Source organism: Mesobacillus sp. AQ2 (assembly GCF_030122805.1).
Lineage (GTDB): Bacteria > Bacillota > Bacilli > Bacillales > Cytobacillaceae > Mesobacillus > Mesobacillus oceanisediminis_A.
Map to the genome: position 1 here is coordinate 1870216 of NZ_CP126080.1, position 24800 is coordinate 1895015.

Here is a 24800-nt window from a genome sequence, read left to right on the forward strand (position 1 = left end):
CAGTGCCAGACCATTTCCGGGAAAAGTCAGCCGGATTGAATGAATGGTGCTAAAGATAATCTTTTGGGGGAGCTGTCACAATGTTAAATAAAATGAATCCGTGGAAGAAGGAGCCAAGTCCTTCCGGTTTCCGAGATCGTATACTTCAGATAAAAGAACATCAAGTCCCGTCCCATGTAGCCATTATCATGGATGGAAACGGACGCTGGGCCAAAAAACGTGCGTTGCCCCGTGTAGCTGGCCACCATGAAGGAATGAAGGTTGTCCGCAAAATAACAAAACTGGCCAATGAAATTGGAGTCAAAACTCTGACTGTATATGCTTTCTCTACAGAAAACTGGAAAAGGCCGAAAATGGAAGTTGATTTCCTGATGAAGCTGCCAGAAGAGTTCCTGGGTACCTTCCTTCCTGAATTGATTGAAGAAAATGTCCGTGTCGAAATGATTGGCTATATGGATAAGCTTCCAGAGCATACAAGAAAAGCGGTCGGGAAAGCGATGGAGGATACAAAGGATAATACAGGCCTTGTTCTGAATTTTGCCCTTAATTATGGTAGCAGGGCAGAAATTTTAGATGGTGTCAAAAAAATCATGATCGATATAAAAAATGGCAAGATTTCAGAAGATGATTTAACCGAAGAAGCCTTCTCTTCATATTTGATGACAAAGGACATGAATGATCCCGATTTATTGATCAGGACAAGCGGAGAAATCCGTTTGAGCAATTTCATGCTCTGGCAGCTTGCCTATACGGAGTTCTGGTTCACTGACGTACTTTGGCCCGACTTTAACGAAGAACATTTAATTGAAGCAATAGAAGCATTCCAGGGCCGTCAGCGGCGTTTTGGAGGAGTATAAAAAAGGTGTGAATAAGTAAATGAAGCAAAGAATCATTACAGCAGTCATAGCAGCAGCTATTTTTCTTCCAATCGTGATTTTCGGAGGCTGGCCATTCATCGCAATGGTATATTTAATAGCTTCCGTAGCCTTATATGAAGCGCTGAAAATGAAGCAGTTAAATCTTTTCTCAGTTCCGGGGATTCTATCTCTGCTCCTATTATGGATTTTCCTGATTCCCAGTCAGTACAGCGGCTTTTTAAATGAGATTGATTATACAAAATTGGAGCTTTTCTTCCTTGGAGTACTTTTGTTTTTGACATATACTGTCATCACTAAAAATCGCTTCACTTTTGAAGATGTTGCCTTTTCGATTATGTCGACTCTTTATGTTGGACTTGGTTTTTATTTCTTCATTGAAACACGGGAAGCAAACCTGATTTATGTATTTTATTCGCTTTTCATCATTTGGGCGACCGATTCAGGAGCGTATTTTATCGGAAGGGCAATTGGCAAACATAAGCTTTGGCCAGAAATCAGCCCGAACAAGACGACCGAGGGCTTTTTTGGCGGTGTAGCATCCGCGCTTGTCGTTGCGCTGCTGTTCAGCATATTCGGTGATATGGACGTATCGGCCATTATCCTATTGGCTGCGACTGCCTTCTTATCAGTTTTTGGACAAATAGGCGATCTTGTCGAGTCTGCTTTGAAACGTCATTATAATGTAAAGGACTCAGGCAACATCCTTCCTGGACATGGCGGCATGCTAGACAGGTTTGACAGTCTGCTGTTTGTCTGGCCATTAATCCACTTAATCCATCTGTTGTGATTGATTTTTTTATTCTAAGATGGAACCTAAACGCATGATCGTTCCGGGGGTGGACATTAAAACCCCGTTGAAGATATTAGGAGTGAAAGAATTGTGAAAAGAATCAGCTTGTTGGGTGCGACAGGATCGATTGGGATCCAGACACTTGAAGTCATCAGGGAACATCCTGAGGAATTCAAACTTGTTTCAATGTCTGCTGGCCGGAACATAGAGCTTTGCGGCAAAATCATCAATGAATTTCAGCCAGAACTGGTTTCGGTACAGGAGAAGGATGATGCTGACCGTTTAAAGCCAGAATTTCCATCGGTCAAAATAGTACATGGACTGGCTGGTCTTGAAGAAACAGCGATTTTTAGCAAGGCTGATGTTCTTGTTAACGCTGTACTTGGCAGTGTAGGGTTAAAGCCGACACTCGAAGCAATTCGTTCAGGCAAAACCATCGCGATTGCAAATAAAGAAACACTTGTCACCGCAGGCCATATCATCATGGAAGAAGCAAAACGCCATAACGTGGCCATCCTTCCGGTCGACAGTGAACATTCCGCCATCTTCCAGGCTTTACAGGGAGAAAAAGAAAAGAATATTGAGCGTCTAATCCTTACAGCATCTGGAGGGAGCTTCAGGGACAAGGCAAGGGAAGAACTGCATGGTGTGACAAAATCAGATGCTTTGAACCACCCTAACTGGTCGATGGGAGCAAAAATAACGATTGATTCCGCGACAATGATGAACAAAGGTTTAGAGGTAATCGAAGCACACTGGCTATTTTCTCTTCCTTATGACGATATTTCGGTTCTGCTCCACAGGGAGAGTATCATCCATTCGATGGTTGAATTCCATGATACCAGTATCATCGCCCAGCTTGGGACGCCAGATATGAAAGTGCCGATTCAGTATGCTCTTACATACCCAGACAGGCTGCCGCTTGTGTCAGGAAAGAGGCTGAACCTGGCCGAAATAGGAAGGCTTCATTTCAAGGATATGGATTTTGAACGATTCCGCTGCCTGAAATTTGCTTATGATGCCGGGCGGGCAGGAGGTACGATGCCTGCAGTGATGAATGCGGCAAATGAAGCCGCGGTTGCCGCCTTTTTAGAGGACAAAATCACTTTCCTCCAAATTGAAGACTTAATAGAGAAAGCAATGGAACACCATGGCATCATTGAAACTCCAGACCTCGAAACAATCCAAGAGGTTGACAGAGAGACAAGAAACTTTGTAAATTCGCTAGTATAAAGGTGAGTCTATCAAAGTGGATTCTTATCCTTAAAAAAGGTGGTTAGATAATTTGAATACAGTTATAGCCTTCATTGTTATTTTTGGCGCCCTCGTATTCTTCCATGAACTTGGGCATCTGATATTCGCCAAACGGGCTGGCATCCTTTGCCGGGAATTTGCGATTGGATTCGGTCCTAAAGTCTTCTCGCACAAGAAAAATGAAACGGTTTATACGATCCGTCTCCTCCCCATCGGCGGTTTTGTGAGAATGGCTGGCGAAGACCCTGAAATGATTGAAATCAAGCCAGGGCACAGAGTGGGTTTGCTTTTTAATAAGAATGATGAAGTTCAAAAAATCATCCTTACGAACAAGGAAAAGTATCCTGATGCAAGAGTCATCGAAGTTGAAAAAGCGGATATTGAACACGAGCTTTTTATTAAAGGTTACGAGGAAGGGGAGGACGACAGCCTTCTGACATCCTTTCCTGTCAGTAAAACAGCGGTACTTGTCGAAAACGGCGTAGAAACACAGATTGCGCCATTTGACAGGCAGTTCGCTTCTAAAACACTTGGCCAAAGAACAATGGCAATCTTCGCAGGACCGATGATGAATTTTATCTTGGCAATGGTGATTTTCATTATCCTTGCTTTGTTCCAGGGGATTCCATCGAATGAACCGGTACTTGGCAAGCTGACTCCTGATGGCAGTGCCCTTAAGGCGGGTCTTCAGGAAGGTGATGTAGTCAACAGCATTGAAGGCTCAGAAGTTTCAAGCTGGCAGGATGTTGTGGAAATCATCCGCAAAAACCCTGGAAATGAGCTTGATTTCTCGATTAACCGTGAAGGACAGAGCATGGATGTGCCAGTTACGCCTGAAGTGAAAGACGTAGAAGGTGAAAAAATCGGTTTGATTGGTGTTTATAGCCCTGTTGAAAAATCACCATTAAAATCGATCTCATACGGAGTCAAGGAAACGTATTTCTGGACAACTGAAATTTTCTCCATGCTGGGGAAACTCCTGACTGGCCAATTTTCGATTGACGCCTTGTCGGGCCCGGTAGGAATCTATGTGTCCACTGATACTGTAGCCAAGTCAGGGATTTTCTATTTAATGAAATGGGCTGGGATCCTGAGCATTAACCTTGGGATCATGAACTTGCTTCCATTCCCAGCTTTGGATGGCGGCAGGCTGACCTTTTTTGCAGTTGAAGCCCTTAGAGGAAAACCAATCGACAAGCAAAAAGAAGGAATGGTCCACTTCATTGGATTCGCGTTATTGATGCTTCTGATGCTAGTGGTCACATGGAACGATATTCAAAGGTTTTTCCTGTAAAAAACAGAAGGATAGAAATGGACTTCCTGCCCGGGATTCATCGGGCAGGAAGATTTTTTCAAAAGATATGAAATTATCATAATGAGGTGTTAATCAATGAAGCAAAGTATGTCGCTTATTCCTACTTTAAGAGAAGTACCAGCAGACGCAGATGTAAAAAGCCATCAGCTATTGCTAAGAGCCGGCTTCATCCGCCAAAATGCCAGCGGTATCTATACATACATGCCTTTAGGGCGAAAGGTCCTGCAAAAAGTAGAGGCAATCATCAGGGAAGAAATGAATCATGCCGGTGCGGCAGAGTTATTCATGCCTGCACTTCAGCAAGCGGAACTCTGGCAGGAATCCGGCCGCTGGTATTCTTATGGACCAGAGCTAATGAGACTGAAGGACAGGAATGATCGTGAGTTTGCCCTCGGTGCAACTCATGAAGAGGTCATCACCAGCATTGTGCGTGACGAAGTAAAGTCTTATAAGCGCCTGCCGCTGACACTTTATCAGATCCAAACGAAATTCCGCGATGAAAAGCGCCCAAGATTCGGACTCCTTCGCGGCCGCGAATTCATCATGAAGGATGCGTATTCATTCCATGCGACACAGGAGAGTCTGGATGAGGTATATGAACGCATTTTCCAGGCATACTCCAATGTGTTCCGGAGATGTGGCTTGAATTTCCGTGCGGTCATTGCTGATTCGGGAGCAATGGGAGGAAAGGACACGCACGAGTTCATGGTCCTTTCGGATATTGGAGAGGATACCATTGCTTATTCTGATACGTCCGATTATGCTGCGAACATCGAAATGGCTCCAGTCACTGCAGTGTACGAAAAGAGCGGCGAGCCGGCTAAGGAGCTGGAAAAGGTTCGCACAGAAGGCAAGAAGACAATCGAAGAAGTTTCAAGCTTCCTGAATGTAGAAGAAAAAGACTGCATCAAGTCACTGCTGTTCAAAGTAGATGATCGCTTTGTACTTGTTTTAGTACGTGGCGACCATGAAGTGAATGATATCAAGCTGAAAAATTATTATGGAGCTGCTAATGTTGAATTAGCAGACACCAATACAACTAAAGAAGTACTTGGCTGCTCAGTCGGCTCCTTGGGACCAATCGGAGTGGATGGCGTAGAGGTGCTTGCAGATCATGCTGTTGAAGCAATCGTCAACGGTGTCTGCGGTGCCAATGAAGAAGATTACCATTATACAAATGTAAACCCTGACCGTGATTTCAAGGTTGCAGCCTTTACTGATCTTCGTTTTATTAAAGAAGGAGATCCATCACCTGATGGGCAGGGAACGATCGTTTTCGCAAAGGGAATCGAGGTAGGCCATGTATTCAAGCTTGGCACAAGGTATAGTGAATCAATGAATGCTGAAATCCTTGATGAAAATGGAAGGTCCAAACCGATGATCATGGGTTGCTATGGGATCGGGGTATCCCGTACAATGGCAGCAGTTGCCGAGCAATTCAATGACGAAAATGGACTCGTATGGCCAACGAATATTTCTCCATTCGATGTCCATTTGATCGCTGTGAACATGAAGGACAGTGCCCAGGCAGACCTGGCTGAAGAACTGTATTCCAGCCTGCAGCAATCTGGAATGGAAATCCTGCTGGATGACCGACAGGAACGCCCAGGAGTGAAATTCGCTGATTCGGACCTCATTGGTTTGCCAGTAAGAGTCACCGTCGGCAAGAAAGCCAGTGAAGGAATCGTCGAAGTAAAAATCCGCAAAAACGGTGAAATGCAGGAAGTACACAAAGATGAACTGGCAGATACACTGAAAAACATTTTGAAAGAACTATAATCAGAAGTCGGATCCTTTTCAGGGTCCGCTTTTTTCATTGTATAGGAAATTTCCTGCCAATGAAGTCAAAGAACGACTTCACTGTCAGGCCCTCCAGCGCTTGTCGGGGCTGAACAAGGCGCTTGCGCTTTTTGTTCTTACACGCAGATAATTATATTTTTATTATCCAAGGACTTTGTATGAAGATTATATGTCCGATTATAGCTGTACAAAAGCATTTTTGTGTGGATAACTGTAATATAGGTGTCTTAATCCAGCTCCAGCTCCAGCGCCTAGCCCCTCGAGACGCTTCGGTGAGAGATTAATGAAATTAGAACTTGTTTTAAGAAATTATCAACCATGTTTAAGAGAATAGTTCTTTCAGTTTGTGTATTGCTTTTTATCAAGCGGTTTAATATCCTCATGAACCTGGTTTCGAAAAGGTAAACCATAATGAGTTTAGAAGCCCTGTTGATTGGAGTGGAAGGCGCGTAGACTCCTCGAAAATGCTAACGCATTTTCTTCGTGCGTGGGCAGGTTCGAGGAAGCTAATCAATGTCCTGCGGGATCAGCTGGACAGGTGAGACCCCGCAGACGCCAACGACAGCTAGGAAGCTCACCGCCAGCCAAGAAGAATTTGGTCTTTGAAAAAGCTGGCACTTGAGCTTTTTCATAATTCTTCCCCCGCGGAAAGCGAAGTCTGGAAAGGAAATCAACAGCCCCGTTCCCAACTCGCATAAGTGAAAAAAGGTTAATTTTGTCTTGATTTTAACCACTCGAAATTAATTGTCAGGAATGTATTGATGAATCGAAATGGAAATATCAAACACAGGTAACCGCGCAACCATTTTATGTTATAATAACCTTTGCTATTAAACACTCAATAATAAAACTTAACTAGTTTTCAACGGGCCTTTTTGCCCGATAGATAGAATTCAAGCTTTTCAGATGGGAGAGAAATAAACATGAGTGATCTTTCGTCAGGGAAAAAAGAAAGGTTTCAGCTCCTGCTGCAGCAACTGCAGCTTACAGAAGATGCCATTGTCACCCAATTTCAAAATGCTGAGATTGATAGGGTTCTAATTGAAAAGCAGGCAAGAAAATGGCATTTCTTTTTCCAATTTGAAAGAATCATTCCTTGTCAGCTTTTTAGCAGCTTCACAGGAAAACTGGAGCAGACTTTTTCACATATTGCTAAAATCTCGTATTCGGTGAGAGTGCTGGAGCAGGCAATCAGCGAGCAGCAAATCCTTGATTACTGGAAGATGTGCATCAAGGAAATCGATGGTATAGCACCTCCGTTGTTGAAGCTCCTGAATGAACAGGTACCAAAAGTACAGGGGACAAAAATCATTCTAACAGCCAGGAATGAAGCAGAAGGACTTGCTCTAAAGAGAAAATACGGAGTCATTATTGCAGAAATCTACCAGGGTTTCGGTTTTCCGCCATTGACGGTAGATACTGTCGTCAGTGAAGAAAGCACTTCTGATGAATATGAAAAGTTCATTAAGGCAAAGGAAAAAGAAGACCAGGAACGCGGATTGATGGCGATGATTGAAATGCAGAAGAAGGAAGCAGAAAAAGCTCAGGGTGATGGACCAGCTCAGGACGGGCCAGTAACCATCGGCTTGACAATCAAAGATGATGCTGATTTCCGCAAGCTTGAGGACATCGTTGATGAAGAGCGCCGTGTAGCCGTCGAGGGTTATGTTTTCTTTGCCGAGACAAAAGAGCTTCGCAGCGGCAGGACGCTTCTGACTTTCAAGATTACCGATTACACCAGCTCCATCATGGTAAAAATGTTTTCTCGTGATAAGGAAGATGCAGCTATTTACCAGCGCATATCAAAGGGGATGTGGCTAAAGGTAAGAGGAAGCATCCAGAACGATACTTTTGTTCGCGATCTTGTCATGATTGGAAATGACGTGAATGAAATCAAACCTAAAGGAAGAATCGATTCTGCGCCAGAAGGCGAAAAAAGAGTCGAGCTTCACCTCCACAGTCCAATGAGCCAGATGGATGCAGTGACTCCTGTAAGCGCACTGGTCGCCCAGGCATCAAAGTGGGGACACAAGGCCGTGGCGATCACAGACCATGCAGTCGTCCAGTCTTACCCGGAGGCATATGGAGCCGGGAAGAAAAATGATATCAAAATCCTCTATGGTGTAGAAATCAATCTCGTGGATGATGGGGTGCCGATTGCCTATAATGACGCTCATCGAGTGCTGGCTGACGATACGTATGTCGTTTTTGACGTCGAAACAACTGGTCTGTCAGCTGTATATGATACGATCATTGAACTTGCGGCTGTCAAAATCCGCGGCGGTGAAATCATCGACCGGTTCGAATCGTTCGCAAATCCACACCATAGGCTGTCCGCCACAACGATCAATCTGACCGGCATCACAGATGATATGGTCCGGAATGCACCAGAGGTTAGTGAAGTCCTGAAAAGGTTCCATGAGTGGACAGCAGACAGTGTACTTGTTGCCCACAACGCATCTTTCGATATGGGCTTCCTGAATGTCGGCTATAAAAAGATTGGGATAGGAAAAGCTCCAAATCCGGTAATAGATACACTGGAATTGGGCCGCTTCCTGTATCCTGATATGAAGAACCACAGATTGAATACCCTTGCCAAAAAGTTCGATATTGAATTGACACAGCATCACCGTGCGATTTATGATGCTGAAGCGACTGGGTACCTTTTGTTGAAAATGCTGAAGGATGCCGCTGAAAAAGGACTGGAATACCATGACCAGCTTAATGACAATATGGGGCAGGGGAAAGCTTTCCAGAGAGCGCGTCCATACCACGCTACCTTGTTGGCTAAAAATGAAGTTGGTTTGAAAAACATCTTCAAGTTGGTTTCGATTTCTCATATTGATTACTTTTACAGAGTGCCAAGAATTCCGCGTTCTTTGCTGAATAAGCATCGCGAAGGGATCCTGATTGGTTCCGGATGCGACAAAGGGGAAGTTTTTGAAGGCATGATGCAAAAAGGACCGGAAGAAGTCGAAGAGGCAGCGCAGTTCTATGACTATCTTGAAGTCCATCCAAAAGCGGTTTATGCTCACTTGCTGGAGCTGGAATTAGTCAGGGATCAGAAAGCGCTTGAGGATATCATTAACAATATCGTCAAGCTTGGCGAGAAGCTGGACTTGCCGGTAGTGGCTACAGGAAATGTGCACTACTTGAATGAAAATGATAAGATATACCGCAAAATCCTGGTCAATTCCCAGGGTGGTGCCAATCCGCTGAACCGCCATGAGCTTCCTGACGTGCATTTCAGGACCACAAATGAAATGCTTGACGCCTTTAAGTTTCTGGGAGAGGAAAAAGCGAAAGAAGTTGTCGTTGAAAATTCGAATAAGATTGCGGACATGATCGATGTCATCAAACCAATCAAAGACGATCTTTACACGCCGAAAATTGAAGGCGCCGATGAAGAAATGCGCAGCATGAGCTATGGAATGGCCCGAAGCATCTATGGGGACGACCTTCCGGAAATCGTAGAGGCGCGCCTTGAAAAAGAACTGAAGAGTATCATAGATAATGGATTTGCTGTTATCTATCTGATTTCTCACAAACTAGTTAAAAAGTCACTGGATGACGGCTATCTTGTAGGTTCGCGTGGATCGGTCGGATCTTCCTTCGTTGCAACGATGACGGAAATCACCGAGGTCAATCCGCTTCCGCCGCACTATGTATGCCCTAAGTGCAAAAAATCAGAGTTCTTCAATGATGGGTCCGTCGGTTCAGGTTTTGACCTTCCCGACAAAGATTGTCCTGATTGCGGAATTAAATATAAAAAAGACGGTCATGACATTCCGTTTGAAACCTTCCTCGGATTTAAAGGAGACAAGGTTCCCGATATCGACTTGAACTTCTCAGGTGAGTACCAGCCGCGTGCCCATAACTATACCAAAGTCCTGTTCGGTGAAGATTATGTTTATCGTGCCGGGACAATCGGTACCGTTGCTGATAAAACGGCTTATGGTTATGTAAAAGGCTATCAGGGTGACAACAACCTTAATCTGAGGGGGGCGGAAATCGACCGCCTTGCATCTGGGTGTACGGGTGTCAAACGAACAACCGGACAGCACCCAGGCGGCATCATCGTTGTGCCTGATTACATGGATATTTTTGATTTTTCGCCAATCCAGTTCCCGGCAGACAGCAGCACTTCTGAATGGAAAACAACCCACTTTGATTTCCATTCAATTCACGATAACTTGTTAAAACTGGATATTCTCGGTCACGATGACCCGACGGTAATCAGGATGCTTCAGGATTTAAGCGGAATCGATCCTAAGACAATCCCGACTGATGATCCTGAAGTGATGAAGATTTTCAGCGGTACAGAATCATTGGGAGTGACAGAGGAACAAATCATGTCCAAGACTGGTTCCCTCGGGATACCGGAATTCGGTACGCGGTTTGTACGCCAGATGCTTGAAGATACGAAGCCAACGACATTCTCTGAGCTTGTCCAGATCTCCGGCCTTTCCCATGGAACGGACGTTTGGCTCGGCAATGCCCAGGAATTGATCCATAATAATATCTGTAATCTTAGTGAGGTAATCGGCTGCCGTGATGATATCATGGTATACCTGATCTATCAGGGCCTAGAGCCGGCATTCGCGTTTAAAATCATGGAATCCGTCCGTAAAGGTAAAGGCCTGACGGATGAAATGGAAGAGGAAATGCGGAAGAACAAGGTGCCTGAGTGGTATATTGATTCTTGTAAAAAAATCAAGTACATGTTCCCTAAAGCTCACGCAGCTGCCTACGTTTTGATGGCTGTCAGGATCGCGTATTTCAAAGTGCATCATCCGCTTATGTACTATGCAGCATACTTCACAGTCAGGGCCGATGATTTCGATGTAGACGCTATGGTCCGCGGTTCTGAAAGTATCCGTGCAGTCATCGAGGAAATCAACGCCAAGGGGCTTGATGCTTCCACAAAAGAGAAGAACTTGATGACCGTCATGGAACTGGCACTTGAAATGTGCGAACGAGGCTTTGGATTCGCGAAAGTAGACTTGTACAAATCTAGTGCGTCAGAATTCATCATTGAAGATGATAAATTGATTCCGCCATTCAATGCGATTCCAGGACTTGGTACAAACGCTGCGATCAATATTGTCAATGCGCGTGAACAGGGAGAGTTCCTGTCAAAAGAAGACCTCCAGCAGCGCGGGAAGATTTCAAAGACAATCTTGGAATATCTCGATAATCATGGCTGCCTGGAAGGAATGCCCGACCAGAACCAATTGTCATTATTCTAAAGCTGACTTACTAGTAATGAATAAAATAGACTCCGTTTCCGGGGTCTATTTTTGTTAGACAATAACCATGGCTAACTGCATGAAATCAACGTTGAGACACCCTTTGTTTGCAATAAATATCTGGTTATGTTATATTTTTATTGGAAATACTAAGGATAACTCTGGCAGAGGAGAGTGGGGCAACCCGCTCTTTCTTGTTTGTTAAGCACTTTTTCGTGGGATAATAACCAAAAAAGTATGAAGTCATGTTATGTCAAAGGAGGGATTTTATGAGCAAGGTAACAGAAACAGTGGAAGAGCTAGTAACTCCCATCTTAAATGAAAATAACTTGGAATTAGTAGACATTGAATACGTCAAAGAGGGAAAGAACTGGTTCCTGCGCGTATACATTGATAAGGACAACGGAATTGATATCGAGGAATGCGGCATCGTCAGTGAGCGCCTTAGCGAGAAGCTTGATGCCATTGATCCAATCCCGCATAACTACTTTTTGGAAGTATCCTCACCAGGTGCAGAACGCCCTTTGAAAAAGGAAAAGGATTATCAAAAAGCAATCGGCAAGAATGTCTTTATAAAGACGTATGAACCAATTGATGGGGAAAAGGCGTTTGAGGGGATCTTGACCGATTATAATGGTGAAACCGTAACTGTGGAAATGAAGATTAAAACCCGAAAGAAAACAGTTCAAATACCTTTTGATAAGATTGCCGGCGCAAGGCTAGCAGTCACTTTTTCATAATCTGTCCAGAAATATCTTCAGTTAATTAGTTTAAAGGCCAATTTGGATGATCGGGTTACATAGTTTCTGAAAAAAGCCTTAAAAAGATGGGTAGTTAAAAAAGGGGGATTTATATCTCATGAGCAGCGAATTGTTGGATGCTCTTACAATTCTTGAAAAAGAAAAAGGGATTTCCAGGGACGTTTTAATTGACGCAATTGAGGCAGCACTTATTTCTGCGTACCGACGCAACTTTAATCAAGCCCAAAACGTCCGGATCGACTTGAATTTGGGAAATGGTTCAATGCGTGTTTTTGCCAGAAAGGAAGTCGTTGATGAAGTCTTCGATCCTCGCCTGGAGATTTCACTGGAAGAGGCACAAAAAATCAATCCTAACTATGTAGTAGAAGATGTAGTTGAACTCGAAGTCACACCGAAGGACTTCGGCAGGATTGCCGCACAGACTGCCAAACAAGTTGTCACCCAGCGTGTCCGTGAAGCTGAAAGAGGTATCATCTATTCAGAATTCATCGATCGTGAAGAGGATATCATGACAGGCATCGTCCAGCGTCAGGATCCAAAGTTCATCTATGTGAGCCTGGGTAAGATCGAGGCGATTCTGCCAGCGAATGAACAGATGCCAAACGAACATTACAAGCCTCATGACCGCATCAAAGTTTTTATCACCAAGGTTGAAAAAACCACTAAAGGTCCACAAATTTTCGTTTCCAGAACCCATCCGGGACTGTTAAAGAGACTTTTCGAAATTGAAGTACCTGAAATCTATGACGGCACTGTTGAAATTAAGTCAGTCGCACGTGAAGCAGGTGATCGTTCAAAGATCTCTGTCCATTCTGATAACGCAGAAGTTGACCCAGTAGGATCATGTGTCGGTCCTCGCGGTAATCGGGTCCAGGCTGTCGTTAATGAGCTTAAGGGCGAAAAAATCGACATCGTCAAATGGTCTGAGGATCCAGTAGTATTTGTTGCAAATGCATTGAGCCCTTCTAAAGTACTTGATGTCATTGTCAATGAAGAGGAAAAAGCAACAACGGTAATCGTTCCTGATTATCAGCTATCGCTGGCGATTGGAAAACGCGGACAAAACGCGCGACTTGCCGCTAAGCTGACTGGATGGAAAATTGACATCAAGGCGGAAACTGAGGCTAGGGAGTCCGGGATCTATCCACGCGACAATGAGCCGCTATTATCTGCTGATGATGATTATGAAAATGAAGACATCGATTAATGTGAGGTGAATGATCGTGAACAGCCGTAAAAAGGTTCCTATGCGAAAATGTGTCGCAACCGGTGAAATGAGACCGAAAAAAGAACTAGTTCGCATCGTTCGCTCCAAAGAAGGAGAAGTGTCCGTTGACCTGACAGGGAAGAAATCAGGCCGTGGTGCATATCTTTCAAAAGAAAAAGAAGCAGTGGAATTAGCAAGAAAACGAAATATATTGTCCAAGCAGCTTGAAACACAAGTGGACGATGCAATATATGATGAGCTGAATGACCTCATCGAAAAGGAGAGCAGACGATCCTGATGAACTCTAATCAATGGATGTCACTGCTTGGTTTAGCCAATCGAGCGCGGAAAATTATTTCAGGGGAAGAGCTTTCCGTCAAAGAAATCAGAAGCGGAAAAGCGAAACTCATTTTGCTTTCAGCGGATGCATCCGCAAATACTACAAAAAAGATTACCGACAAGTGCAATTCCTATAACGTTCCCTGCAAGGTGGTTCCGGACAGGTTCCAGCTTGGCCAGGCAATTGGAAAGGATGCACGTGTTGTAGTAGCCCTGTTGGACGAGGGTTTTGCAAAAAAACTGTTGACGTTGCTCGATTAATTCTAGCGGGGGTGAAAATATGAGTAAAACACGCGTTTATGAATATGCAAAGAAGCATAATTTATCGAGTAAAGACGTGATTATAAAATTAAAAGAAATGAATATTGAAGTTTCCAACCATATGACTGCAATGGAAGATGAAACTGTAAAGAAGCTTGATTCGATCTACCAAAAGAAAGATGGTAATCAGGAAGCAAAGAAGCCGCAGCAAAATCAGCCAAAGGCTTCACAGGGCGACAACCAGGGCCAAAACCGCAACCAGGGCCAACAAAAACCAAATCATGGCCAAAAGCCAAACCAGGGCCAGAATCGCAATCAGGCCCAAAACCAGCAAAGAAACAATAACGGACAGCAGAAACCGCAGCTTAAGACGACTGCCAGCGCGTTTTCTGATGATGAGCGCCGTGCGACAACACCTGAAAAGGTGAAAACATCAGCAGCAGCTAAAAAGCCTGGTAATTCCCAGCCGTTCAACAAAAACAATAAGAACAAACAGAACAACAAGAACAGGAACCAGCAGCAGAACCAGAATAAAGGCAGACAGAACCAACAGCAGGTGCAACAACAGCCAAAGAAGGTAAAAGAGCTTCCATCAAAGATTACCTTCAGTGAATCCCTCACAGTAGCTGAACTGGCCAAGAAGCTTAACCGTGAGCCTTCAGAAATCATCAAGAAGCTCTTTATGCTTGGTGTCATGGCAACAATCAACCAGGATCTCGATAAAGACGCGATCGAATTGATTGCTACTGACTATGGTGTTGAAGTAGAAGAGGAAATCAAGATCGATTCAACAGACCTTGAAGTATACTTCACTGAGGACGAGGCTGCAGCATTGGTTGAGAGACCTTCAGTTGTTACCATCATGGGCCACGTTGACCATGGTAAAACAACGCTGCTGGACTCTATCCGAAATACTAAGGTGACTGCTGGCGAAGCTGGCGGAATCACTCAGCATATCGGTGCCTACCAGGTCGAAGATAATGGCAAGAAAATCACATTCCTTGACACACCTGGTCACGCAGCCTTCACAACAATGCGTGCACGCGGTGCGAAAATTACGGATATCACGATTCTCGTTGTTGCTGCCGATGACGGTGTCAAGCCACAGACAGTGGAAGCATTGAACCATGCTAAAGCGGCCGAAGTACCAATTATCGTTGCCGTCAACAAGATGGATAAACCAGCTGCAAATCCTGACCGTGTAATGCAGGAACTGACAGAGTATGGTCTTGTACCGGAAGCATGGGGCGGGGATACAATCTTTGTACCAATCTCGGCATTGACTGGTGAAGGGATCGACAGCTTACTTGAAATGATTCTTCTTGTAGGTGAAGTGGAAGAATACAAAGCAAATCCAGATAGAAATGCAATCGGTACCGTGATTGAAGCTCAGCTCGACAAAGGGCGCGGCTCTGTGGCGACATTGCTTGTCCAGAATGGTACTTTGAAAATCGGGGATCCGATCGTTGTCGGAAACACATTCGGACGTGTGCGTGCTATGGTGAACGACTTAGGCCGTCGCGTTAAAGAAGCTGGCCCGTCCACTCCTGTTGAAATTACAGGGTTGAATGATGTACCACAGGCGGGTGACCGCTTCGTTGTGTTTGAAGATGAAAAAACTGCACGCCAAATTGGCGAAACACGTTCACAGCAGGCATTGCAGGCACAGCGCAGCGAAAAAACGCGCGTAAGTCTCGATACATTGTTTGAACATATGAAACAAGGGGAAATGAAAGACCTAAATCTAATTATTAAAGCCGACGTTCAAGGTTCAGTTGAAGCACTTGCAGCAGCATTGCAAAAACTGGAGGTTGAAGGTGTAAATGTAAGAATCATTCACACTGGTGTTGGTGCGATCAATGAGTCTGACATCACCCTTGCAGCAGCTTCAAATGGTATCGTCATCGGTTTCAACGTCCGTCCGGACAATAACGCAAAACGCGCTGCAGATTCTGAAAGTGTCGATATCCGACTTCACCGCATTATCTATAAGGTAATCGAAGAGATCGAATCAGCGATGAAGGGCATGCTTGATCCGGTTTATGCTGAAAAAGTCATTGGCCAGGCTGAAGTCCGCCAGACTTTCAAAGTATCAAAAATCGGAACAATTGCTGGCTCATATGTCACTGATGGCAAGATCACGCGTGACAGCGGCGTTCGTCTGATCCGTGACGGAGTCGTCATTTTTGAAGGGGAAGTCGATGCGCTTAAACGTTTCAAAGATGATGCCAAGGAAGTAGCGCAGGGTTATGAGTGCGGTATTACCATTAAAAACTTCAATGACGTCAAGGAAGGCGATGTAATTGAAGCATATATCATGGAAGAAGTGGAACGTTAATGGTAGTAGGCTTAGCAGCCTGTGAATGCATCATCTATGATGCTCATTCTCTAAAAGAAAAGAGAGCTGTACTGCAGCGGATTATCACAAGGCTGAAGCAAAAGTTCAATGTCTCAGTTTCTGAAGTGGACCACCACGATGTCTGGCAGCGGACAACGATAGCGGTTGCTGCTGTCTCTGCATCAAAGGTGGCTACAGAGAGAGAGCTTCATAATGCCTTGAAAATGATTGATTCTTTTCCTGAGATCGAACGTACCATCACCGATATAGAATGGCTTTGATTAAAGAGGTGATTGAAAATGGGTCATAGAGTAAATCGTGTTGGCGAACAAATGAAAAAAGAATTGGGCGACATCATCAGCCGTAAAATCAAGGATCCGCGAGTCGGTTTCGTGACCGTGACGGATGTCCAGGTTACCGGAGACCTACAGCAGGCGAAGGTGTATATCTCTGTTTTAGGCGATGAACAACAGAGAGAAGATACACTAAAAGGATTAGCAAAAGCCAAAGGCTTCATCAGGACAGAAATTGGCCAGCGAATCCGACTGAGAAAGACGCCTGAACTGATCTTTGAGTTTGATGAAACAATGGCTTACGGAAATCGCATCAATTCACTAATCCATGAGCTGCAAAGAGATGAACAGCCTGGAGAAGAAGAGCAAGATAAAGATACTGACTAAAAGGTTATTTAGTCTGGAAACTTAACCGAAAAAAATGGATAGACAAAACGTCTATCCATTTTTTTCGAGATTTTTTATTTTTAAATACATGGCTCTGTTAAAGTCGAAATGTTGTTTTTACTCCTGGCACGAAGTCAACAGTCTTTGTTAACAGAGCAAAATACATAAATACTTAAGGAGGAAGGGATATGGAAGGGATTCTGCCTCTTTTTAAACCAGCTGGAATGACTTCACATGATTGTGTGTTTAAACTAAGAAAGCTGTTAAGGACGAAGAAGGTGGGCCATACAGGGACTCTGGACCCTGATGTAACCGGGGTACTGCCAATCTGTGTCGGCAAGGCAACGAAAATAGCAGAATACATTACAGATGCAGGAAAAGCCTATGAGGGTGAAGTAACCCTTGGATTCACCACAACGACCGAAGATGCTTCAGGAGAAAAGGTTGATGAAAAATCAGTGGACCGGACACTGACAAAAAAGGAAATAGAAAGTGTCCTTCATTCACTTGTGGGTGAAATTGAGCAAACTCCACCGATGTATTCGGCGGTAAAAGTGAACGGAAAGAAACTTTATGAATATGCAAGGCAAGGAATCGAAGTCGAACGCCCAACCAGGAAGGTGACGATCTATAGCATAGAACTGCTCGATGATCGAGATTCTTATGCTGGCGAGCTGGTCAGCTTTAAGTTCAGGGTATCTTGCAGCAAAGGTACATATATTCGGACCTTAGCGGTTACGATTGGTGAAAAATTAGGATATCCGGCACATATGTCTTCGCTTGTCAGGATTCAGTCGGCCTCCTTTTCCCTGGAAGATTGCTTTACATTCGCGCAGCTTGAAGAAATGGCGGAGGAATCCAGGCTCGAAACAGCTCTATACCCTTTGGAAACTGGTATTTCTTATTTGCCGAAATATCGCATTAATGATAAAGTAGCAGAGAAAGTGAAAAATGGGGCATTGCTTCAAATTCCAAAGGATCTTGAAGGGGTTGAAGGCCCTATTGTAGCAGAAACAGAAGACGGAAAAGCGCTCGCTATCTACAGGGCACACCCAACCAAACACGGGATGATGAAACCTGACAAAGTATTGAGAAATGAGCAATAAAAAGTATTGCCACATTAGGATACGTAATCAGCAATCAATAAGAAAGTCCTGATTAAAAGAGCAGCTGGGTCAGAAAAGGTGAGTTAAATCGTGGAATTGATTAAGCTAAACCATCCTCATGGGTATAAAATAGAAGATTTTCCGGCAATGGCCATCGCATTAGGCTATTTTGACGGAGTTCACCTGGGCCACCAACAGGTGATCAGAGAAGCGAAAAAAGTGGCCGAAGCCAAGAGAATCAAGAGTGCAGTTATGACATTTGATCCCCACCCTTCAGTCGTGCTGGGAAAAAGCATCCAACACATAGAATATATCACGCCATTGGAAGAAAAGGCCCGATTGATTGAAGCAATGGGAGTAGATTATTTATTCGTGATCACCTTCTCGACCGAATTCTCAGGTCTATTGCCCCAGGAGTTCGTCGATCAATATATCATTGGACTGAATGTCCGTCACGTCGTGGCTGGCTTTGATTACTCCTATGGCAAGATGGGCAAGGGGAATATGGAAACAATCCAGTTCCATTCAAGGTCAAAATTTGATTTCACAATAGTATCCAAACTGTCAACTCCTGAAGATGAAAAGGTAAGCTCTACCTTGATCCGCGGATTCTTAAGAGATGGAAAAGTAGATGAAATGCCACATTTGCTAGGAAGATACTTTACAACAAAGGGAATCGTGATTAATGGTGAGCGGCGAGGACGCACAATCGGGTTTCCGACTGCGAACGTGCTGATGGATGAAGAATACATCCTCCCGCCAACAGGTGTTTATGCCGTGAAAATCAAGGTTGACGGCAAATGGCATGAAGGGGTCTGCAATGTCGGCTATAAACCAACCTTCCATCTGGAGAAAAAAGCAAAACCATCGATAGAAGTCCATATCTTTAACTTCAACAAAGAAATTTACGGGGAATCGGCCATTATTGAGTGGCACCTCCGACTGAGAAGTGAACGTAAATTCGAGGGGATTAAGCAGCTTGTTGCCCAAATCGAAAAAGATAAACAGGAAGCAATCCTTCACTTTGAAAAAAACAAGGGTTAGACTTGCTTTTTGTCGTAAAAAGATGTATTCTTATTAACGTATCAAAAAGGAACCTTTGCTTGGCAAGTCGAGTCACCGACGCTTGCTCGGTAACAGGGGATTATAAAATTGGAGGTGAACATGGATGGCAATCTCAAAAGCACGTAAAAATGAACTGATCAATGAATTCAAAGTTCACGAAAGTGACACTGGATCTCCAGAAGTTCAAATCGCTGTCCTTACTGCAGAAATCAACACATTGAACGATCACTTACGCGTTCACAAAAAGGACCATCACTCACGTCGCGGTCTTTTAAAGATGGTAGGTAAGCGTCGTAACCTTTTGACTTACCTTCGTAACAAGGATGTTGCTCGTTACCGCGAGTTAATCAACAAGCTTGGTCTACGTAGATAGTCTGTAAAAGCGGGATTTATCCCGCTTTTTTATTAGGCAATTTTTTGTCCTTTACATAACCTTTGATTGATATGAAGTGCTCGTTTTTTGGAGATAATATAACATAAAAGACATTTTAACGTAACTCCCTTGAAAAGTACCTGTTGATGGACTAGCTTTTATCTAAAGCTGGATAGGGAGGTTTATGGGTTTTATCATTGTTTATTAAGGTATATTGGTTATATGACAAACATGTTTAAATAAATACCCGGGCACAGCCAGGGTGTATTTAGTGGTAGAGAGGGGCTAAAAAGCATGGTACAAGAAAAACAAAGTTTTTCCTTTGACTGGGCAGGACGCAAGCTGACAGTCGAAATCGGACAGCTTGCAAAGCAGGCAAGTGGTGCAGTCCTTGTCCGTTATGGAGATACAGCTGTATTAAGTACAGCTACTGCGTCAAAAGAACCGAAGAATCTGGACTTCTTCCCTTTGACTGTTAACTATGAAGAGAGACTATATGCTGTCGGGAAAATCCCTGGCGGTTTCATTAAGCGAGAAGGCCGCCCTAGTGAGAAAGCGATCCTTGCAAGCCGTTTAATCGACCGACCAATCCGCCCGCTATTTCCGGATGGATTCCGAAATGATGTTCAGGTAATCAGCATTGTCATGAGTGTTGACCAAGACTGTTCATCAGAAATGGCTGCTATGTTTGGGTCATCTTTGGCACTTTCAGTTTCTGATATTCCATTTGGAGGACCAATCGCTGGTGTTACTGTGGGAAGGATCGATGGTAAATTTGTGATTAATCCATCAGTTGAAGAAACCGAGAAAAGTGATATGCACCTCGTAGTGGCTGGTACAATGGATGCAATCAACATGGTTGAAGCAGGTGCTGAAGAGGTACCTGAAGAAGTGATGCTTGAAGCAATCATGTTCGGACATGATGAAATCAAGCGCTTGATTGCGTTCCAACAGGAAATCGTCGCACAGGTTGGTAAAGAAAAAAGAGAAATAAAACTTTTTGAATTGGATAAAGAGCTTGAAGCTGAAGTCCGCGGAATCTGTGAGCAAGACATGGTTGCTGCTATCCAGGTCCAGGAGAAGCATGCACGTGAAGACGCGATCAAAGAAGTGAAAAATGCTGTTGTCGCCCGCTATGAAGAGCAGGAAGCGGATGACGACAAGCTGAAGCAGGTCAAACAAATCCTTGATAAAATTGTAAAAGGTGAAGTTCGCCGCCTGATCACAGAGGAAAAAGTCCGTCCAGATGGACGTGGCGTCGATGAAATTCGCCCGCTTTCTTCTGAGGTAGGCATGCTTCCTAGAACCCACGGTTCCGGATTATTCACAAGGGGCCAAACTCAGGCATTGAGCATTTGTACTCTTGGTGCAATGGGAGATGTGCAGATTCTGGACGGCCTTGGAATCGAAGAAGAAAAACGATTCATGCACCATTATAATTTCCCATTATTCTCTGTTGGTGAAACAGGACCGATCCGCGGACCTGGCCGACGTGAAATCGGGCACGGTGCACTTGGTGAAAGAGCACTAGAACCAATCATTCCAAACGAAAAAGATTTCCCATATACAATCCGTCTTGTTTCAGAAGTATTGGAGTCAAATGGCTCAACTTCACAAGCGAGTATTTGTGCAAGTACATTAGCGATGATGGATGCAGGTGTACCAATTAAAGCACCTGTAGCGGGTATTGCAATGGGTCTAATCAAGTCAGGTGAGCACTATTCAATCCTTACTGATATCCAGGGCATGGAAGACCACCTTGGCGATATGGACTTCAAGGTAGCAGGTACTTCCAAGGGTGTTACTGCTCTTCAAATGGATATAAAGATTGAAGGCTTGTCACGTGAGATTCTTGAAGAGGCTTTGCAGCAGGCTCAAAAAGGCCGCATGCAAATCCTTGAATCAATGATGGCAACAATCAACGAGCCGCGCGGCAACTTATCAAAATACGCTCCAAAAATCATCACAATGTCTATCAATCCTGATAAGATCCGTGATGTCATTGGACCAAGCGGCAAGCAAATCAATAAGATCATCGAAGAAACCGGCGTAAAAATCGATATCGAACAAGATGGTACAGTTTTCATTGCTTCCGTTGATGAAGAAATGAATCAAAAAGCAAAGAAAATCATCGAAGATATCGTCCGTGAAGTCGAAGTTGGCCAAATGTACCTCGGAAAAGTCCGCCGTATCGAAAAGTTCGGTGCTTTCGTGGAAATTTTCCCTGGAAAAGATGGTTTGGTCCATATTTCCGAACTTGCTGAAGAGCGAGTAGGAAAAGTCGAAGATGTCCTGAAGCTTGGCGATGAACTCCTTGTCAAGGTCACCGAAATTGACAAACAAGGAAGAGTAAATCTTTCACGCAAAGCAGTATTGAAAGAACAGCGCGAAAAAGCTGAAAAACAATCATAAGATAAAAACAAGGCCGGGAAATCCCCGGCCTTTTTATGTATGTGAACAAATCACACTCGTTCTACCTTGTCCTTCTGCTTCATAAAATAAAATAAGGCCATCTTTAATCAAAGACGAACATACATAGCTTTGGATGCCCTAACAGAAGAGGAGGCACATAGAATGAGAATGAGAAAAATTGCGCTGGTTTCTATCATGCTGATTTCAGCCTGGACCATGGTTAATAATCCATTTTCCCATACATATGTAGCAGGACTTAAAACGGGAAGCATGGCTGTTTCAGGACAGGAAGATTCCTTGATGGCGGAAATTGAAATGAAGGCAAAAGATTATGAGGTTGAACCCTCTGACGCAAGAAAGGATCCAGTCTGGAAGGTAATTCCGGGCTATAACGGACTAAAAGTCGATGTGAAAAAATCATACGCCAGGATGAAAAAGGCAGGCAAATTCAATCCTGACAAGCTTGTTTTTGTTCAAGTGCCGCCTGAAATCCATTTGAGTGACTTGCCGCCTCAAGCAGTCTACAAAGGACATCCAGAAAAACCTATGGTCAGCTTTATCATCAATGTGGCATGGGGAAATGAGTATCTTTCCGGTATGCTTGCCACATTAAAAAAGCATAATGTGACCGCAAGTTTCTTTCTGGAGGGAAGATGGGTAAAAAATAATCCGGGTATGGCGAAAATGATTTCTGATGCAGGCCATGAAATTGGCAACCACTCCTTCACGCACCCTGATATGAAACAACTATCAGCACCTAAAATTAATGAGGAAATCAGGAAGACAGATGAGGTCATTGAAGCTGTGACTGGTGAAAAGACTAAATGGTTTGCACCACCAAGCGGTTCTTATAAAGACGAAGTAGTAGACATTGCAGCAGCTCATAACTTAGGCACAGTCATGTGGAGCGTGGATACGATCGATTGGCAGAAGCCCACCCGGGAAAAGCTGATTAGCAGGGTGATGGGAAAGGTTCATAACGGAGCATTGATCCTGATGCACCCCACCGAGGCGACTGCTTCATCGCTGGACCAATTGATCACGGAAATCAAGAGTAAGGGCTTGCAAATAGGAACTGTATCGGAATTGTTAAGTGAAAATCGCATCCTCCCGGCAAAAAATATGAAAGAATAGCATTGTATTTGGAAAAAGTAAGTTAAATGGACTATACTAAGTAAATGCAGTAGTTTTTTAGCAGCAGGTTCCAGAGGAGGAATATAATGATAAAGAAATATACATGCCAAAATGGGGTAAGAATTGTACTAGAACAAATCCCGACAGTCCGGTCAGTAGCCATAGGAGTTTGGATTGGAACGGGCTCCCGAAATGAAAATCCTGATAATAATGGAATCTCCCATTTCCTTGAACATATGTTTTTTAAAGGCACCAAAACCAGGTCTGCCAGAGAAATAGCCGAATCATTTGACAGCATCGGCGGTCAGGTGAATGCCTTCACCTCCAAGGAATATACATGCTATTATGCAAAAGTATTGGATAACCATGCCCAATATGCCCTTGAAGTATTGGCGGATATGTTCTTTCATTCTACTTTTGATTCTGAAGAATTGAATAAAGAGAAGAATGTAGTCAATGAAGAAATCAAAATGTATGAGGATACGCCAGATGATATCGTCCATGATTTGCTAAGCCAGGCTATTTACGGTGATCATCCACTGGGGTATCCGATCCTGGGTACTGAGGAAACGCTCCAAACCTTTACAGGAGAAAAATTAGAGCAATACATGCATGACATGTATAGGCCTGAGAATGTAGTCATTTCAATTGCCGGGAATGTCCCGGAATCATTCATTAAAAATGCTGAACAATTCTTTGGCTCTTACGAAGCGAGCAAGGAAGAGTTGGAATACATTAAGCCGGAATTCCATACGAAACAAATATCACGCAAGAAAGAGACTGAGCAAGCCCACCTTTGCCTGGGATTCGAAGGGCTGCAGATCGGCCATTCTGACGTATACAACTTGATTGTCCTGAATAATGTGCTCGGCGGAAGCATGAGCAGCAGATTATTTCAGGAAGTCAGGGAACAGCGCGGTCTAGCCTACTCTGTATTTTCCTATCATTCCGCATACAGGGATAGCGGGATGGTCACAATTTATGGAGGAACTGGTTCAAATCAGCTGAATGTTTTGTATGAGACCATTCAGGAGACGCTCGATAAGCTTCGCGCAGACGGCATTACGGAAAAAGAACTTAATAACAGCAAAGAACAACTGAAAGGCAGTTTGATGTTAAGCCTTGAGAGCACAAACAGCCGGATGAGCAGGAATGGGAAAAATGAGCTTCTGCTTGGAAGGCATCGCTCTCTTGATGAAATCGTCGAACAAATCGATCAGGTCACAAAGGACCGTGTTGACGGCATGGCCAATAAGATATTCACAGACCAATATTCAGTATCCCTGATCAGCCCTAGCGGCGAGCTCCCAACACAATAATGAATTCCAGGACAGCAGTTTCTTTAAGAAGCTGCTGTTTTTTATATTCTAAAAAGGGTTCCGAAACGATAAATATAGAATAAGGACAAAGTGACGGGGAGGTCCATCATGAAACTGAGTGAACTTGGCGGCAAAGAAATTGTCGATGTGAAAAGGGCAGAGAGGTTAGGAGTACTTGGTCAAACAGATTTGGAAATCAACGAAAGAACAGGGCAAATCGAAGCATTGATCATTCCATCATTAAAATGGTTTGGCCTCCGCAAGCAATCCGGGGAGGTAAGGGTGCCATGGAAGCACATCAAGAAAATCGGTTCAGATATGATCATCATCGATATACCAGATGATGAGTAAAAAGCGGGCTTTCATGCCGGCTTATTTTTTTTGCTGATTATTAAAAGATTAGTGAGTTCACAGTCGCTTGTGGGTGCTTTTCTTTTATGGAAAACTCACCTATTCCGCGTTTGATACATATGATGTTGAAGTAGTTCATGTTGAATAGAAATTTTAATCCAGGATTAA

20 protein-coding genes are annotated in these 24800 nt (G+C 43.9%); all 20 read left to right on the forward strand.

Features of this window, described 5'->3' with window-relative positions:
* Positions 1–80: 80 nt before the first annotated feature.
* The 20 genes from QNH36_RS09255 to QNH36_RS09350 all read left to right on the forward strand — a co-directional run bounded on the left by QNH36_RS09255 (position 81) and on the right by QNH36_RS09350 (position 24632).
* On the forward strand, positions 81–857 hold the full coding sequence (locus QNH36_RS09255) for an undecaprenyl pyrophosphate synthase (RefSeq protein ID WP_283905074.1): 777 nt from the start codon (positions 81–83) through the stop codon (positions 855–857).
* A 19-nt stretch (positions 858–876) separates the two neighbouring features.
* A complete protein-coding gene (locus QNH36_RS09260; protein WP_251541992.1) occupies positions 877–1665 on the forward strand; it encodes a phosphatidate cytidylyltransferase in 789 nt (262 codons plus the stop codon).
* Between the two features lie 93 nt (positions 1666–1758).
* Positions 1759–2901, forward strand: a complete 1143-nt coding sequence (gene dxr, locus QNH36_RS09265) for a 1-deoxy-D-xylulose-5-phosphate reductoisomerase (protein WP_251541991.1) — start codon at positions 1759–1761, stop codon at positions 2899–2901.
* 52 nt (positions 2902–2953) lie between these two features.
* The gene (rseP, locus tag QNH36_RS09270) at positions 2954–4216 is read left to right on the forward strand and encodes an RIP metalloprotease RseP (RefSeq protein WP_283905075.1); all 1263 of its coding nucleotides are present in this window, start codon (positions 2954–2956) and stop codon (positions 4214–4216) included.
* Between the two features lie 96 nt (positions 4217–4312).
* Positions 4313–6016: a proline--tRNA ligase gene (locus QNH36_RS09275; protein WP_283905076.1), complete on the forward strand. Its 1704-nt coding sequence runs from the start codon at positions 4313–4315 to the stop codon at positions 6014–6016.
* A gap of 944 nt (positions 6017–6960) precedes the next feature.
* Positions 6961–11286, forward strand: a complete 4326-nt coding sequence (locus QNH36_RS09280) for a PolC-type DNA polymerase III (RefSeq protein ID WP_283905077.1) — start codon at positions 6961–6963, stop codon at positions 11284–11286.
* Between the two features lie 269 nt (positions 11287–11555).
* A complete protein-coding gene (gene rimP, locus QNH36_RS09285) occupies positions 11556–12026 on the forward strand; it encodes a ribosome maturation factor RimP (RefSeq protein ID WP_144474907.1) in 471 nt (156 codons plus the stop codon).
* Positions 12027–12144: 118 nt separating this feature from the next.
* Positions 12145–13254 carry a transcription termination factor NusA gene (gene nusA / locus QNH36_RS09290; RefSeq protein WP_251541977.1) on the forward strand — a complete coding sequence of 370 codons (1110 nt, stop codon included), beginning with the start codon at positions 12145–12147 and terminating at the stop codon, positions 13252–13254.
* Positions 13255–13270: 16 nt separating this feature from the next.
* On the forward strand, positions 13271–13552 hold the full coding sequence (gene rnpM / locus QNH36_RS09295) for an RNase P modulator RnpM (protein WP_214704105.1): 282 nt from the start codon (positions 13271–13273) through the stop codon (positions 13550–13552).
* Entirely contained in the window at positions 13552–13854 is a 303-nt protein-coding gene (locus tag QNH36_RS09300; protein WP_251541975.1) for a YlxQ family RNA-binding protein, read from the forward strand. The genes rnpM and QNH36_RS09300 overlap by 1 nt, the downstream gene beginning before the upstream one ends.
* Positions 13855–13873: 19 nt before the next feature.
* The gene (gene infB, locus QNH36_RS09305) at positions 13874–16192 is read left to right on the forward strand and encodes a translation initiation factor IF-2 (protein ID WP_251541973.1); all 2319 of its coding nucleotides are present in this window, start codon (positions 13874–13876) and stop codon (positions 16190–16192) included.
* Positions 16192–16473 (forward strand): DUF503 domain-containing protein, encoded by a 282-nt coding sequence (locus QNH36_RS09310; protein ID WP_251541971.1) that lies wholly within the window; start codon positions 16192–16194, stop codon positions 16471–16473. Before infB ends, QNH36_RS09310 begins: the two co-directional genes overlap by 1 nt.
* An 18-nt stretch (positions 16474–16491) precedes the next feature.
* A complete protein-coding gene (rbfA, locus tag QNH36_RS09315; protein ID WP_251541969.1) occupies positions 16492–16872 on the forward strand; it encodes a 30S ribosome-binding factor RbfA in 381 nt (126 codons plus the stop codon).
* A gap of 188 nt (positions 16873–17060) precedes the next feature.
* A complete protein-coding gene (gene truB / locus QNH36_RS09320) occupies positions 17061–17978 on the forward strand; it encodes a tRNA pseudouridine(55) synthase TruB (protein WP_144474914.1) in 918 nt (305 codons plus the stop codon).
* A 90-nt stretch (positions 17979–18068) separates the two neighbouring features.
* A complete protein-coding gene (gene ribF, locus QNH36_RS09325; RefSeq protein WP_144474915.1) occupies positions 18069–19022 on the forward strand; it encodes a bifunctional riboflavin kinase/FAD synthetase in 954 nt (317 codons plus the stop codon).
* Positions 19023–19146: 124 nt separating this feature from the next.
* Positions 19147–19416, forward strand: coding sequence for a 30S ribosomal protein S15 (rpsO, locus tag QNH36_RS09330; protein WP_144474916.1), 270 nt, complete (start codon positions 19147–19149; stop codon positions 19414–19416).
* Positions 19417–19710: 294 nt separating this feature from the next.
* Positions 19711–21828 (forward strand): polyribonucleotide nucleotidyltransferase, encoded by a 2118-nt coding sequence (gene pnp / locus QNH36_RS09335; protein ID WP_144474917.1) that lies wholly within the window; start codon positions 19711–19713, stop codon positions 21826–21828.
* A 168-nt stretch (positions 21829–21996) separates the two neighbouring features.
* Positions 21997–22962, forward strand: coding sequence for a polysaccharide deacetylase family protein (locus tag QNH36_RS09340; RefSeq protein WP_144475007.1), 966 nt, complete (start codon positions 21997–21999; stop codon positions 22960–22962).
* Positions 22963–23048: 86 nt separating this feature from the next.
* Positions 23049–24281 carry a M16 family metallopeptidase gene (locus tag QNH36_RS09345; RefSeq protein WP_144474918.1) on the forward strand — a complete coding sequence of 411 codons (1233 nt, stop codon included), beginning with the start codon at positions 23049–23051 and terminating at the stop codon, positions 24279–24281.
* Between the two features lie 108 nt (positions 24282–24389).
* Positions 24390–24632, forward strand: a complete 243-nt coding sequence (locus QNH36_RS09350) for a YlmC/YmxH family sporulation protein (RefSeq protein WP_144474919.1) — start codon at positions 24390–24392, stop codon at positions 24630–24632.
* Positions 24633–24800 lie beyond the last annotated feature (168 nt).

Excerpts from the sequence above, each read along its gene's own strand:
- QNH36_RS09300 (WP_251541975.1), top strand. The coding sequence starts at position 13,552 with ATGAACTCTAATCAATGGATGTCACTGCTTGGTTTAGCCAATCGAGCG.
- rbfA (WP_251541969.1), top strand. The coding sequence starts at position 16,492 with ATGGGTCATAGAGTAAATCGTGTTGGCGAACAAATGAAAAAAGAATTG.
- pnp (WP_144474917.1), top strand. The coding sequence starts at position 19,711 with ATGGTACAAGAAAAACAAAGTTTTTCCTTTGACTGGGCAGGACGCAAG.
- QNH36_RS09345 (WP_144474918.1), top strand. The coding sequence starts at position 23,049 with ATGATAAAGAAATATACATGCCAAAATGGGGTAAGAATTGTACTAGAA.
- QNH36_RS09340 (WP_144475007.1), top strand. The coding sequence starts at position 21,997 with ATGAGAAAAATTGCGCTGGTTTCTATCATGCTGATTTCAGCCTGGACC.
- rimP (WP_144474907.1), top strand. The coding sequence starts at position 11,556 with ATGAGCAAGGTAACAGAAACAGTGGAAGAGCTAGTAACTCCCATCTTA.
- infB (WP_251541973.1), top strand. The coding sequence starts at position 13,874 with ATGAGTAAAACACGCGTTTATGAATATGCAAAGAAGCATAATTTATCG.
- QNH36_RS09255 (WP_283905074.1), top strand. The coding sequence starts at position 81 with ATGTTAAATAAAATGAATCCGTGGAAGAAGGAGCCAAGTCCTTCCGGT.
- rpsO (WP_144474916.1), top strand. The coding sequence starts at position 19,147 with ATGGCAATCTCAAAAGCACGTAAAAATGAACTGATCAATGAATTCAAA.
- QNH36_RS09280 (WP_283905077.1), top strand. The coding sequence starts at position 6,961 with ATGAGTGATCTTTCGTCAGGGAAAAAAGAAAGGTTTCAGCTCCTGCTG.
- truB (WP_144474914.1), top strand. The coding sequence starts at position 17,061 with ATGGAAGGGATTCTGCCTCTTTTTAAACCAGCTGGAATGACTTCACAT.
- QNH36_RS09275 (WP_283905076.1), top strand. The coding sequence starts at position 4,313 with ATGAAGCAAAGTATGTCGCTTATTCCTACTTTAAGAGAAGTACCAGCA.
- QNH36_RS09310 (WP_251541971.1), top strand. The coding sequence starts at position 16,192 with ATGGTAGTAGGCTTAGCAGCCTGTGAATGCATCATCTATGATGCTCAT.
- QNH36_RS09350 (WP_144474919.1), top strand. The coding sequence starts at position 24,390 with ATGAAACTGAGTGAACTTGGCGGCAAAGAAATTGTCGATGTGAAAAGG.
- nusA (WP_251541977.1), top strand. The coding sequence starts at position 12,145 with ATGAGCAGCGAATTGTTGGATGCTCTTACAATTCTTGAAAAAGAAAAA.
- QNH36_RS09260 (WP_251541992.1), top strand. The coding sequence starts at position 877 with ATGAAGCAAAGAATCATTACAGCAGTCATAGCAGCAGCTATTTTTCTT.